Origin of the sequence: Vibrio sp. ES.051 (assembly GCF_002563795.1) — a bacterium.
Classification (GTDB): domain Bacteria; phylum Pseudomonadota; class Gammaproteobacteria; order Enterobacterales; family Vibrionaceae; genus Vibrio.
This window is the reverse complement of record NZ_PDJL01000004.1, coordinates 1,149,227-1,161,901: the sequence shown is the minus strand read 5'-3', so window position 1 is coordinate 1,161,901 and position 12,675 is coordinate 1,149,227. Positions and strand designations below refer to the sequence as shown.

General features: G+C 44.7%; 12 protein-coding genes and 1 pseudogene. 4 read left to right on the top strand and 9 right to left on the bottom strand.

What is annotated here, in order from left to right; all coding sequences use genetic code 11:
* Positions 1 to 8: 8 nt before the first annotated feature.
* Positions 9 to 653, top strand: a pseudogene (locus ATG66_RS11795) (EAL domain-containing protein); the annotation flags it as partial.
* A 92-nt stretch (positions 654 to 745) separates the two neighbouring features.
* Here ATG66_RS11795 and ATG66_RS11790 read toward each other — a convergent pair.
* Positions 746 to 1,615, bottom strand: coding sequence for a LysR family transcriptional regulator (locus ATG66_RS11790; protein WP_098415483.1), 870 nt, complete (start codon positions 1,613 to 1,615; stop codon positions 746 to 748).
* A gap of 107 nt (positions 1,616 to 1,722) precedes the next feature.
* Here ATG66_RS11790 and ATG66_RS11785 point away from each other — a divergent pair, with 107 nt between their 5' ends.
* The 3 genes from ATG66_RS11785 (at position 1,723) to ATG66_RS11775 (ending at position 4,316) form a co-directional block, all read left to right on the top strand.
* Positions 1,723 to 2,946: an MFS transporter gene (locus tag ATG66_RS11785; RefSeq protein WP_098415482.1), complete on the top strand. Its 1,224-nt coding sequence runs from the start codon at positions 1,723 to 1,725 to the stop codon at positions 2,944 to 2,946.
* 99 nt (positions 2,947 to 3,045) lie between these two features.
* Positions 3,046 to 3,627, top strand: a complete 582-nt coding sequence (locus tag ATG66_RS11780; RefSeq protein WP_098415481.1) for a DUF1415 domain-containing protein — start codon at positions 3,046 to 3,048, stop codon at positions 3,625 to 3,627.
* A 113-nt stretch (positions 3,628 to 3,740) separates the two neighbouring features.
* A complete protein-coding gene (locus ATG66_RS11775) occupies positions 3,741 to 4,316 on the top strand; it encodes a nucleoside triphosphate pyrophosphohydrolase family protein (RefSeq protein WP_098415480.1) in 576 nt (191 codons plus the stop codon).
* Positions 4,317 to 4,418: 102 nt separating this feature from the next.
* On the opposite strand, the gene btuD is transcribed toward ATG66_RS11775, so the two are convergent.
* The 8 genes from btuD to cobT all read right to left on the bottom strand — a co-directional run bounded on the left by btuD (position 4,419) and on the right by cobT (position 12,536).
* Positions 4,419 to 5,186, bottom strand: a complete 768-nt coding sequence (gene btuD / locus ATG66_RS11770) for a vitamin B12 ABC transporter ATP-binding protein BtuD (RefSeq protein WP_098415479.1) — start codon at positions 5,184 to 5,186, stop codon at positions 4,419 to 4,421.
* Positions 5,173 to 6,168: a vitamin B12 ABC transporter permease BtuC gene (gene btuC, locus ATG66_RS11765; RefSeq protein WP_098415478.1), complete on the bottom strand. Its 996-nt coding sequence runs from the start codon at positions 6,166 to 6,168 to the stop codon at positions 5,173 to 5,175. Before btuC ends, btuD begins: the two co-directional genes overlap by 14 nt.
* Before the next feature lie 81 nt (positions 6,169 to 6,249).
* A complete protein-coding gene (locus ATG66_RS11760) occupies positions 6,250 to 7,278 on the bottom strand; it encodes a succinylglutamate desuccinylase (RefSeq protein WP_098415477.1) in 1,029 nt (342 codons plus the stop codon).
* Positions 7,279 to 7,549: 271 nt separating this feature from the next.
* The gene (locus tag ATG66_RS11755) at positions 7,550 to 9,346 is read right to left on the bottom strand and encodes a M3 family oligoendopeptidase (protein ID WP_098415476.1); all 1,797 of its coding nucleotides are present in this window, start codon (positions 9,344 to 9,346) and stop codon (positions 7,550 to 7,552) included.
* 137 nt (positions 9,347 to 9,483) lie between these two features.
* The gene (gene cobC / locus ATG66_RS11750) at positions 9,484 to 10,098 is read right to left on the bottom strand and encodes an alpha-ribazole phosphatase family protein (RefSeq protein WP_098415475.1); all 615 of its coding nucleotides are present in this window, start codon (positions 10,096 to 10,098) and stop codon (positions 9,484 to 9,486) included.
* 61 nt (positions 10,099 to 10,159) lie between these two features.
* Complete coding sequence (cobU, locus tag ATG66_RS11745) at positions 10,160 to 10,699, bottom strand: bifunctional adenosylcobinamide kinase/adenosylcobinamide-phosphate guanylyltransferase (protein ID WP_098415474.1); 540 nt, start codon at positions 10,697 to 10,699, stop codon at positions 10,160 to 10,162.
* Positions 10,696 to 11,493 (bottom strand): adenosylcobinamide-GDP ribazoletransferase, encoded by a 798-nt coding sequence (locus tag ATG66_RS11740; RefSeq protein ID WP_098415473.1) that lies wholly within the window; start codon positions 11,491 to 11,493, stop codon positions 10,696 to 10,698. The genes cobU and ATG66_RS11740 overlap by 4 nt, the downstream gene beginning before the upstream one ends.
* The gene (gene cobT, locus ATG66_RS11735) at positions 11,493 to 12,536 is read right to left on the bottom strand and encodes a nicotinate-nucleotide--dimethylbenzimidazole phosphoribosyltransferase (RefSeq protein WP_098415472.1); all 1,044 of its coding nucleotides are present in this window, start codon (positions 12,534 to 12,536) and stop codon (positions 11,493 to 11,495) included. Before cobT ends, ATG66_RS11740 begins: the two co-directional genes overlap by 1 nt.
* Positions 12,537 to 12,675: the final 139 nt, after the last annotated feature.

Genomic DNA, 12,675 nt, shown 5'->3' with positions numbered 1-12,675 from the left:
TGAACGCCCTCGGTTATGAGGCGCTGGTTCGAGGCTTACAAAACGAATCTGCTTTTTCTATCATTTCTCGAGTCAACGACGAGAATAGATACCGCTTTGATCAACTCTGTCGAATAAAAGCGATTTCTTTAGCCTCGAAACTCAACATCACCACAATGGTGAGTATCAATTTCCTACCTAACGCTGTTTATCGTCCCGAACGTTGTATCCGAACAACACTACAAACTGCGAACGAACACCACTTCCCTCTCAGTCAAATTATGTTTGAGTTTACTGAAGTTGAAAAGGTTGAAGACAACCAACATATAAAGCATATCGTTGACAGCTATAAAAAGTTTGGCTTTAAAACCGCTATAGATGATTTTGGCTCTGGTTATTCTGGGTTAAATCTGCTTGCTGACTTTCAAACGAATATTGCTAAGTTAGATATGGAATTAATTCGTGATATCGATACGGATACGGTACGCCAGGTGATCGTTAAAAATTGTGTCACTATGCTCCAGGAGCTGAATATTATACCTTTAGCTGAAGGCATTGAAACTCGAGGAGAGATGCTATTTTTACGCAGTATTGGGGTCGACCTGATGCAGGGTTATTACTTTGCAAAACCTGGCTTTGAATCATTGCCAGATGTGGACTTTAACCGCTTATAATTCAATTATTTCAATGACACTGGGTTATCTCCCCTTTAAGTCAGGCCACCCTGTCAGAATTTTCTAACGCTCTTATTGATGGCAGAATTACGCTATACGTAGCGCTTAATAAACTCGATAAATGTTCGGTCAGCAATAGACAAATATCCCTGCTTTCTCCATGCCAACGCGAGATCAAGCGTTACTGGCGGATCGAATGGCACTCCGACCACTCCCTGCTCATTTTGCGTCACTAACTCAAGTAATGCGGTAATCGCAAACTCTTGCTTCACAATACTTAGGATCAAAGGCAATAAGTTCGTCTCAAATGATGATTTCATGGTAAAACCGTGCTCTTTACTCACTTGATCTAAAAACTCACGATGGAAATAACCGTGCTGAAACATAACCAAGTCGTGCTCAAAAAACACATCAAAAGACAGAGATTGCCTTTGAGCCAATTGATGCTCGGGTGACACCACGGCCACCATTTGGCTGGTAAATAAATGGTCGGTTTCCAAATCATCCGGCACATCCTCACAGCTAATCACACCGATATCCAACTGTCCATTAAGCAGCATTCGACGAATAGACTGGGTTCCCGCTTCAACCAGCGTCAGCTTTAAATTCGGAAATTGGCTTTTAAATGCCATCACGATACGAGGAAAAAAATAACTGCCCATCATCGAAGGTGTCCCTAGACGGACCTCTCCTTTCTCCAGACCTTTAAGCTCATCAATGGCAAGTTGTGCGTCGTATAGCTGTTGAATGACGCGTTTAGCATGCACCAGCAAGGTTTCACCCTCGTTGGTTAGACTGATTTTTTTATCATCCCGACGAAATAACGTCACGCCCAAAGACTGCTCAAACTTTTTAATAGAAATACTTAGAGCAGGCTGAGCGATATGTAAAGCTTGAGCAGCATGAGTGATATTTCGATGCTCTGCGACCGCCAAAAAGTGTTTGAGTTGCTTCGATTCCATTAGATCAAAAATATATAGTGTTCATATTTTTAATATATTTTTTTTATTCAAGATGAACTGATAGATTGATCACAATCTCTCTTATTTGCTCCGATTAGGCAGAATTCATGGTCACTTTTGGCACGCCGGAATACAAACGTATTACGCTCTCTCTTGCGCTTGGTTCCTTTTTAGTTTTCTCCAATTTATACCTATTGCAGCCTATGCTGCCTGCCTTTGCGCGAATTTTCGCTATTTCAGAAACGCAAGTGAACTGGCTATTCGCAGCGTCAACACTGGCACTGTCATTCAGTCTCGTTCCCATGGCCGTATTGTCTGAATCGATAGGCCGTAAACCCGTTATGATGGCAGGCCTTTTCTCTATTCCTGCTCTTTCTGGCCTAATGCTACTTGGCGATTCGTTTTTATTTTTAGTAGTGTGCCGCGCACTCATCGGGATAGCACTTGCGGCCTTTGCGGCTGTTGCGGTTGCTTACATGGCCGAAGAGCTCGACAAACACGCATTCTCTATGGCAATCGGGACTTATATTGCGGTCAACTCGCTCGGTGGTATCGCGGGACGTATCAGTGGGGGGTTATTGACAGACAACTTCAGCGTCGATACTGCGATTAAGGTCATGATGGCTATCACCCTTATGGGAGTGATCAGTGTTTACTATTTACTTCCCGCACAACACAACTTCACGCCTTCATCAAGTAGCTTACGTCATCAAAATCGAGCCCTCATTGGTCACTTCCGAAACCGACGAGTGTGGTTCGCGATGCTTATCGGTGGCCTTAACTTCGCTTTGTTTGTAAACCTCTATTCTGTGATGGGGTTTCGACTGGTTAGCGCACCTCACAATGTGCCTGTCGGCTTAGCGTCATTGATCTTTATCTGTTATTTGGGAGGGACATTCTCCTCTCGCTGCGCAGGCCACTGGAGTAAGCATTACTCGTCCATTTTCGGCATGTTTGTGGGCGCGATTGTGAGTATGTCAGGGATGTGGATTGCCGCCGTTGAAAACCTCACGGCAATGTTTATTGGTTTGTTATTAATCAGCTTTGGCGCCTTCTTTACCCACACGCTAGCCTACGGTTGGGTAGGCAAAAGTGCGACACAAGCAAAGGCAACAGCAACCGCTCTCTACTTGGTTCACTACTATATCGGCGGAAGTTTAGGTGGGTTCTTACTGCTCTACTGTTGGCAGCATGGTGGCTGGTCCAGCGTTCTCATTGGCGGAAGCGTAGTCTATCTTGCAATGTTTGCCGCTATCGCATACTTAAAACACATTACTGAAAGCAAACGCATGGGTAAAACGACCGATCCGGCCAGTTTTAAGAGCAGTTAAACCGTCGCTCAGACTGCAAAGTAGAATAAACATCTCGTGGTTACTTGGATCACCGACTCTGCTATGCTTACGTTACTTAAATAAAAACCAGAAAGTCGTATGTCAACGCGTTCAACACACAACACACCTATTACCGATATCGAGGCGATCACTCAGCAGGTCGAACAGTGGCTAAATGATGTGGTAATCGGGCTCAATCTCTGTCCTTTTGCCGCCAAACCACAGCGCAATAAGCAAATCAAAATCTTGGTAAGTGAAGCCGAACAAGAAGAAGCACTACTAGAAGATATTTTATTGCAGCTGATTGAACTCAATAATACAGAGCCAGAGAAGCTTGAAACGACGTTGGTTGTAGCACCAAACATGTTGCAAGACTTTTGGGACTACAACATGTTCATTGATTGGATAGAAGGCTTGATCAAACAGCAAAACTGGGAAGGCACCTTCCAACTCGCGACCTTTCATCCTGATTACTGTTTTGGAGGGGCTGAACCCGAAGACGACGAGAACTTAACCAATCGCTCGCCATATCCAATTTTTCACTTGATCCGTGAAGAGAGTATGGAAAAAGTTCTCAAGCACTACCCTGACCCAGAGTCGATTCCCGATACCAATATCGCGCGCGTTTCAGCGCTGTCGGAAGAAGAACGTAAACACCTCTTCCCTTATCTGTTTCGCTAATTAGAGCATGCGCCTCCAAGAAGCAGATTTATCGTCAGTTAAAGCCTCATCTCTTGGGGTTCAAACTACGGTTTGGTATCATTGCCGCCTCAATCGATTCAATGGAAATTAGAATGCAACTGTCAAAGCTAACCCAAGAGATTTTTGATCACTTATACCGTGACATCACCGAGTTCCGCAGCACGTTTGATCTACAAGTCGCAGACGCTGCTAGCCTAGATGCACAAGCAGACACGCTACACACATCTTTAGCGATCGAAGAGCTGACCGAGTTAGCAGAAGCAGACTGCAAAACTGAGCAAGCTGACGCAATTGTAGACAGCGTTTATGTCCTTATGGGCCGCCTAGTCCACCTTGGCCACTGCAAAGTAGAAGATAACCTAGCGATCAGCTACCTCATCGACCTGCTATTAAACGTGGCCGTAAACCGTGGTATCGAATTTATCCCGTGCTGGGACGAAGTACACTCAAGCAACATGAGTAAAGTGTGCCGTAACGAACAAGAATACGCTGAAACTGAGGCATTCTATGCTGAACAAGGCATCAAGCTGATGGCAGTACAAAAAGGTGAATACATCATCGCGAAATGCGCAGAAGACTTCGTCTCTGAAGGTAAAACCGTTCGTAAAGGCAAAGTACTGAAATCCGTTTACTACCGTCCAGCCGACCTAAAACCGCTGACTCAATAAGCGTTCAATTAGGTATGCAAGATAAAAAAACGACCTCTCGTGGGTCGTTTTTTATTGCCTACTTTGTATTAATGGGCGCTCGATTCACATCAACGCGAAACCTTAATCGAAGATCAAATATGGTCTGTCTTCGACCATGATTTTTTTGACTTGGGTTTTGAACACTTCCCCTAGCCCCTCCTCTGTTAATACCTCACTGGCATCACCAGAAGAATGAAGTACACCATTATTAAGTAATAGTACTTTATCGGCATGTTTTAATGTTCGATTGAGATCGTGATTGGCAACCAAAACACCAATACCCTGAGCCGCCATTGTATTTATCAAGTGATAGAGTAAACCTTCTTGTGCAATATCTAAGGGCGCGGCAGGCTCATCCAAGATCAAAAAGTGCGAATAAGGATTGATGCTTCGCCATACTTGCAAACACACCCCAGCCAACCGCACCCGTTGCCACTCACCGCCAGAGAGAGTTTGAATGCTACGGTGCAGTTTATTTTGTAATTGAACAAGCTCAACCACCATGTTCACCGCATCACGTACTTTACTGTCCGTAATGTTAGCGCCACTTGGTAACGATAGCGCAAGGTATTGAAATACATCTACATTGAATACTGGTCGAGATTGCTGACACAAATAGCCGCGAATGTGCGCTTGTTCTGAAAGAGGTAAAGCAAGCAAGTCTTTATCACCAAGGATCACTTCCCCACTCATGCCATCCCTTTTGGTTAAGGTTCCAGAAATAGCGGACAGCAACGTACTTTTACCTGAACCATTTGGCCCGACAACGTGCACTATTTCGCCTAATTTGCATTCAAATGAAAGTGGCAATAGTCGGCGACCTACCGCAATATGCTTAACCTGCATCATGACTCTTCACCAACATCCAGATGAAAATAGGCGAGCCGATAGACGTCGTCATTACACCCAACGGTAGTTCGGCGGAATCTAACAACAATCTCGCGCCGATATCTGCAAACACTAATAGAGCTGCACCAGACATCGCCGAGAGCGGCAGTAAATAACGATTTTCCGTGCCAAAAGCCAAACGTAACAAATGTGGAATGACCAACCCTACAAAGCTGATGATCCCACCTAAAGCCACAGCCCCACCGACCAAAACAGAAATAGCCAAAATCAATTTCCAGCGCATTTGATGCACATCAATACCAAGCTGAGTGGCATGGGTTTCTCCCAGCATGAGTTTATCGAGCGGTTTGCCTTTGCAACACAGCCAGATCAAAACTGGCAACATCACTAAAGTAACGGTGTGTTGATACCAACTTGCACCGCCAATGCTTCCCATCAACCAGTACATCAATTGACGCAGACTGAGGTCGTCACTAAAGTAAAATGCCCAAGTAACAATTGCACTTGATAAAATACCTAATGCGACCCCGACCAAAAGCAATCGAGCGGTGGTGAGATGCATGGCTCGAGCAATGACCACCAAAAGAAACGTAAATACCATAGAGCCGGCAATCGCCGCCAACATAAAAATGATGGGTGTAGGCGAAACTGGTAATACAAACATGACCAGTACCATCGCCAAGCTCGCACCACCAGAGATACCAAGCACTCCAGGCTCAGCCAAGACATTGCCAAGCAATACTTGTAATGTAGCCCCAGAAACTGCCAATGCAGCACCGATGATCGCCGCTGAAACCAACCTTGGTAAGCGCAAATCGAATAATAACTTTTGTTCGAATGCGGAGAGGGGGCGAAGAGGAGAAAGAAAAATCTCTCCAACCATTAAATGAATGGCAGAGAGCAATGCGAGCACCACTGACATAATCAAAAAATTGCGTTGCCAGCGTCGCTCCTTGTTTAGGATAAGTTGTTGAAAATCCATAATGACCGATAAATACGAACGAGGCCTAACCTTACAGTTAAGCCTCGGTAAATTGCAATTATTTCGTGTCTTGGGGCTGGATTAATCGTAAACCAACTCACCATCTTCAAAACGAGTTTTTACTTCACAAACCATTAAAGCCGCCCGTTCACCAATGCCAACATGGCGATTTGGAAATACAATCGCTTCGTTTTCATTCTTTGCCATCAGAGGTTTGTCACCATCGTGACCAAATACTTCACCGTGAACGAATGACGTAAAGTTTTCGACGTTATCATCAAACATGAAGTCGAAATCTTCATTCAAACGCACGATCGTACGACTCACGCGATATTTAATACACGGCTTCGGCAAATGTTCAGCTTGAGTTTCTGCAATCAAGTGACGCAAAGCCAAATCAAACGCGGTCAATTTATTTAGGGCATTGTTTCCAATGCGCGCCACACGACCAAGTTCCATTGTCAGCGCTTGTGCGCCAAAGTGCTCAGCACTGTACCAGCTAAATGTGCTCGACGGTGCGTTTGATAACAATACTGACTCAATATGTGCACTATCCAAGAAATCCATTAACGCTTTGCTACGTATTGGATGACGCGTCTTCGGACTTACCGCAAACGTATAATGCTTCGATTGACGAATGGCACAATGTAAGTCGAGATGCCAACGTGTTGTAGGATCGGTTCCCTGATAAAAGTCTCGGACTAACAGCTTAAGTATGTCGGCAATCACCAATTCTTTCGTCTGTTTGTGTTCTTTTTCATCGAATAAACGGTTGAGGTTTTCTTCAAGGCATCGAGTGTGCGCCAGAGTCGACTCTGGGTGAGCGATAATGAATAAACAACGAGCATCGACCTTCTGGAAGCCAGATTCAATGTCTTTAATCATTGAATCTACCAGTTCCATCGGCGCTGTTTCATCCCCATGAACCCCACAAGAGATGATGATGTTCTTCGTCTCCTGAGTATAATTCTCAGGGGTAACTTCTAGCACACCACGTTGATAGAGTTTAAGTTTTACTCCGTTAGATAACACCTGCTCCGCTGGCGCTACATCGAAATTAATATCTAACGTGTCAGTTAAAAACGATTGGCGAAAGAGAGACTTCGTCATGCGTTACTCCTTAATAGCACGGCGGGTATGTTAATAAATTGTACAAAGGATTTTTGTTGCTGCGATCCCACTTATGAGTAGAACTCACCATTTCCCTCGAAAATCCGATACCTTTTCGCGCCATGCACTCAAACCAAGCATTGAGGCGTTTACTTTTTAAACAATTACAAAGTGTTAGGGCTGTGAACTTTACCACAGCCCTGACTTAGATCATTATGATTTGATCAAATTTTATCGTTATCAGGCGTGTGAATTATGAATACACCAAAAACTAGTTACGTTGTGCGAGTAATAACTCAAATTCATCAACTTTTTCTCGCACTAATTCAACGCTTTGTTGCCAAAAGTCTGATGTAGTTAAATCCATCCCTAAATGCTTTGCAACCACCTCTTCTGCCACCATATTGCCAGTATCACGCAACAAATTAAGATAATCGGTGTAGAAATTGTCCCCCTTATTGTCTCGTTGCGCGTAGATCCCCTTACTGAATAAGAAACCAAATAGATATGGGTAGTTATAAAAACTCACCCCAGAGATTGAAAAGTGTAACTTACTCGCCCAAAAGTATGGATCTGGTTCGCTCATAACCTCGCCATACCAGTCTCGCCACGTAGTAGACATAAGGTCGCAGAGTTCTTGCGCGGTCAACTCCCCGCTTTGCCGACGCTGATAAAATGCTTTTTCAAATTCATAACGAACGGGAATATTAACCATCAAGGCGAACGCTGACGACAACTCCTCCCATAACATTTCCAACTTATCATCTACGCTTTCTGCCTTAGAAATAAGATGATCACGGACAATATTTTCTGCGAAAATTGACGCCGTTTCTGCCAACGTCATTGGATAATAAGTTTGGCAAAGCGGCAAATCACGAAGCACCCAGTTATGAAAAGCATGACCAAGTTCATGTGCAAGTGTCATCAAGTTAGAACGACTGCCACTCCAAGTCATGAATACTAACGGCGTACGCGTCGCTGGTAACTTAGTGCAATACGCTCCAAGACGTTTATTGGCATTCGGCGCAGCATCAATCCAACCGTTTTGAACCATTAACCGGACAAAATCAGACATCTCCGGATTGATGGTTTCAAACGCTTCGCAAATAACATCAATCGCTTCATCAAAATCGTAGATCTTCGCTTTCCCTTGTAAAGCAGGCTTAGCCGCAAGGTGGTTCCATGGTTTCATCTCATCCAAACCGTGCACTTGAGCCATCAAAAAACCCGCTTTCTGGCCGATATCACGGTTGTCTTTTGCGACCGTCATCATGGCATCTAGCGTTTCGGCTTGGATTCGACTAGCATGTAAGCTCGGCTCTAAAAAATGTATTTCACGCTTGGTAGAGCGTTTTTTATTTTCGGTTAGACGCCAACCGGCAAGGGCATTCAAAATCGCCGCAAATGACTCTTGGTGCGTTTGCATCGCACTTTGGACCCCTCGCCAAGCGGCTTCTTGGCGATCAAACTCACTCCCATAAAGAATGCTCGCTGCCTGAGAAAAACCAAGTTCTTCGCTCTTACCATCGGCATAATTTAACTGTACTTTTAATGAGCCAGTCAGGTTGTCGTACAACTTCCCCCACGCAGACTTACCATCTACGCTCATCGCTGCTAACAGTTTTTCTTCTGCGTTACTAAGGCGAGTATCCGCCAACTTTCTCCAATTCAAAATCGAGAAGGCTTGTCCGCTAATATCTGGGTTTTTGTGGTCTAACACACGCAAAACAAATGCTTCATCTGCGTGAGTCAGCGTTAGCTCAAACGGACTGAATGCTTGAGAAAGCTCAGAGAAAATACGCGTCATGCGTCCGAGCAACGCTTTTGCTTCGGTATTCGTGGCATCAACAGATGCATAACAATTAGCAAAATTAGCAATGGTGCCGGCTAAACGACTGGCTGCTTCACTGGTTAAAATCGCGTTTTGCATGACTTCAACATTGTCACAATCGGTCGATTGCTTGTTAAGTAGGTCGATGCATTGTTCAACCAGAGCAATATCATGTTGAATACGTGGGTCGGCAAGGTCGTTATAGACAATAGATAAGTCCCAACTCGGTATGGTCATTTGTTATGTTCCTTTGATTTAATTGAGCCAGCTTCCCTTTTTCCTGTTGGTAGAAGGTTGAGAACCGACGACTTCCGTGGCTGGAGGCGTTTTTCTTCCTTGATTGTTTTTACTTTTAAAGGCAACCGCTCCTAATATTAACTTTCTAAAAGAGGTACGCCAATCGAACGAACAGAGGCGTAAATCTGGTCATCGATGGTTATGGTTATGTGAGTAACGGACGCATTCTCTATCGCTAACGTCGAATACCATTTCGGATTGCGCCAATCCACGCCTAAAACTTGAGCCAAAATCATTCGAATTACGCCACCATGTGTGACAACTAATAAGTCATCATTGATATCGTTGATGATTTGAGACCAAGCACAGTTAACACGCTGAGAAAATGTACTCAAGCTCTCGGCATTCGGTAGCGTGTGTTGAGATGGTGATTGCCAGAAGGCCTCAAGCTTTTTCCAATGATCAGTAAGTATATCAAAAGGCACACCGTCAAAATCTCCAAATGCCATTTCCTGTAATTCGTCTTTCGCGATCATCGGTAATAGCTGCGGCTCTGCGATAAGGTCAGCCAGTTCCTTGCAGCGCGAAAGTGAGGAAGACACCACCCCGCCAACCACACGGCCACTGTCTTGCCATGCCTTAGTAATGCGATGTTGCTCGGCTATTTTCACTTTTAAATCAGTTTGCCCGTGTAATCCCGGTGCAGCATCGACTTTGCCATGACGCATAAGGTAAATATTGAACGATTTCATTTTCCATCTCTAAGGCTGTTGCTGTTTCAAGTTAAAAGTGCTTTCAGCAAGATAAGTCGATTCACGTCTCGTCTTTTAAAACCAGTGGCAGGCCTGCCGCAACAAACGTCACTCGCTGACAAGCTCTTGCTAATCGTTGATTCATTCGTCCGGCGTTATCTACAAAATGACGGCTGACAGTCCCCATTGGCACGATACCCATGCCGACCTCATTGGAGACGAAGATCAAGTTAGCACTTGACCCCATCACGACTTGTTCCAGTTTTTTAATTTCGGCTTCTAGCTTTTCATTGCAACAAGCATCGCCTAGCTCAAAAATCCAGTTGTTGAGCCATAATGTAAGGCAATCTATTAGCACAACATCATCACTATTAAAACCTGCAAGCAACGCAGCAAGGTTATGCGGACACTCATGTTCTTGCCACCCAGCTCCTCGCTGATTTTGATGGTGTGCAATTCGCTCTCGCATTTCTTCATCAAAGGGCAACGCCGTTGCGACGTAATGTAAAGAGATTTGGGTCGTTCTAGACAACTGTCTTGCGGTTTGTTCTGCAAACGTCGATTTTCCGGAGCGAGCTCCGCCTAAGATAAGTTGCTTCATGGCAGGTAATAAAACGCAATAAGAGTAAGATAAATAAGCAGCTCTGCTAATTGCTGCGCCGCACCAAGGCAATCCCCGGTGAAGCCGCCAATTCGCTTGGTTAACCAACGTTTGAAAATGCAACGAAAGACAACGAGAACCAACGTCATAACAATGGCCTGCGAGGTGCCAAGTAAAAGCATTACAACGCCACCAGTCAACAACAAGATCGCCACTTCTAAAGGTGATTGCCTACTCGCCAGAGGTTTACTTTTAGAGGTATCGCTATCACTGACGTAAGGCATATCATAAATAAGCGTAGCGGCTAAAGCTCTGCTCGCAGTATAAGCCACCACAATGATCAATCCAAAGGATGACAAATGAGCAAGCTCATTCCAAAAGATAAACTTGGCCAATAGTGCCATGACTAATGTCGCCGCGCCATACGTACCAATCCGGCTGTCTTTCATAATAGAAAGACGACGTTCCACTGTCATACCCCCACCAATACCATCAGCCATATCAGTCAGCCCATCTTCATGGAATGCACCGGTAAGCAACAAGCTAAACATCATCGTTAATACTACAGCGACCGATGGTGGGAAAATCAGTGTCCCGAATGAGAATATTAGGGCACAAAGCACGCCAAGTATCAGGCCAACCAAGGCAAAATAGCGCCCAGCTTGATTCATGCGCTCTTCACTGTACGGCAGATCTTGAGGTACGGGTAAGCGGCTAAAAAAACTGACTGCCAGTAGAAGCAACTCACCTTGGTAACGTAATGAGGATTGATTGTTTTTTTCAGTTGCTGACACTACACCATTACTCCTGCACTCTCAAAACTGGCCATTTTGTTGTAGAACTGGGCTGCTGCTTTTAATAACGGCAATGCGAGTGCCGCTCCGGTTCCCTCGCCTAGACGCAGTCCAAGATCGAGTAAGGGCTCCGCTTTTAGATACTCCAACACAAACTTGTGGCCATTCTCTTCAGAACAGTGAGCAAAAAGCAGGTAATGACGCACATTTTCATCTAACAAGGTGGCAATATAAGCCGCGACAGAAACGATAAACCCATCGATTAAAACTGGCGTTTTCAGTCGTTTAGCTTCAAGAAAAGCCCCAACCATTTGTACGATTTCAAACCCGCCAACTTGCGCTAAAATCGCTTTTGTACTGAGCCCTCGACATCGATTAACACCTTGAGCCACCAATTTATACTTACGATTCAACTGCTGTTGGTTAATGCCCGTTCCTAAACCAATACAATGATTAACCTCTAACGGGCTCAACGCTGATAACAACGCCGAAGCCGAACTGGTATTTCCAATTCCCATTTCTCCGAACATCAGTAGGTTTGAACCAGATAGAATCGTTTTCTCTGCGATTTTCGCCCCATACTCCAACCCCAATGCCACTTGCTCTTGCGACATTGCGGTCTGTTTGGCTAAGTTGCCCGTGCCATTGCCTAAGCGTCGCTCAATGAGGTTGGGGTGAGACTTAAATTCTGGGACAAGGACATTCATCGGTGCCAGCATGCCGCAATCTATTACTTTGAATTGAATGTCGTTGATGTCGCAGAAACAATTGATGGCCGCGCCACCGGTGAGAAAGTTGGCCACCATTTGCTGAGTCACTTCGCTTGACGCAATACTGATCCCTTCTTCGGCCACACCGTGGTCACCAGCGAACACCAACATACTAGGTTGATAAATCTCAATCTTTTCCACGGCTTTGTGTTTATCTTGGCTTTGAATAAGCGCGAGTTGTAACGCTACTTTTTCGAGTTGCCCCAGAGAACCAACGGGCTTGGTTTTATTGTCTATGCGCGCTTGTATTTCTGCAGCAAAAGCGTAATCCATTTTTAGTTCCTTTGATTTATTCAGGGTGTGCGCCTGTTTAATCTAGTTAACGAATACGAGTCACGTTTTTATATCGTAATCTATACATAGATAGTCTTTTGAATAAGCAGATTATTGTATACTTTAGCGCGCACGAGAG

Coding starts and splice junctions, on each gene's coding strand:
- ATG66_RS11790 (WP_098415483.1), bottom strand. CDS start 1,615: ATGGAATCGAAGCAACTCAAACACTTTTTGGCGGTCGCAGAGCATCGA.
- ATG66_RS11785 (WP_098415482.1), top strand. CDS start 1,723: ATGGTCACTTTTGGCACGCCGGAATACAAACGTATTACGCTCTCTCTT.
- ATG66_RS11780 (WP_098415481.1), top strand. CDS start 3,046: ATGTCAACGCGTTCAACACACAACACACCTATTACCGATATCGAGGCG.
- ATG66_RS11775 (WP_098415480.1), top strand. CDS start 3,741: ATGCAACTGTCAAAGCTAACCCAAGAGATTTTTGATCACTTATACCGT.
- btuD (WP_098415479.1), bottom strand. CDS start 5,186: ATGATGCAGGTTAAGCATATTGCGGTAGGTCGCCGACTATTGCCACTT.
- btuC (WP_098415478.1), bottom strand. CDS start 6,168: ATGGATTTTCAACAACTTATCCTAAACAAGGAGCGACGCTGGCAACGC.
- ATG66_RS11760 (WP_098415477.1), bottom strand. CDS start 7,278: ATGACGAAGTCTCTCTTTCGCCAATCGTTTTTAACTGACACGTTAGAT.
- ATG66_RS11755 (WP_098415476.1), bottom strand. CDS start 9,346: ATGACCATACCGAGTTGGGACTTATCTATTGTCTATAACGACCTTGCC.
- cobC (WP_098415475.1), bottom strand. CDS start 10,098: ATGAAATCGTTCAATATTTACCTTATGCGTCATGGCAAAGTCGATGCT.
- cobU (WP_098415474.1), bottom strand. CDS start 10,699: ATGAAGCAACTTATCTTAGGCGGAGCTCGCTCCGGAAAATCGACGTTT.
- cobT (WP_098415472.1), bottom strand. CDS start 12,536: ATGGATTACGCTTTTGCTGCAGAAATACAAGCGCGCATAGACAATAAA.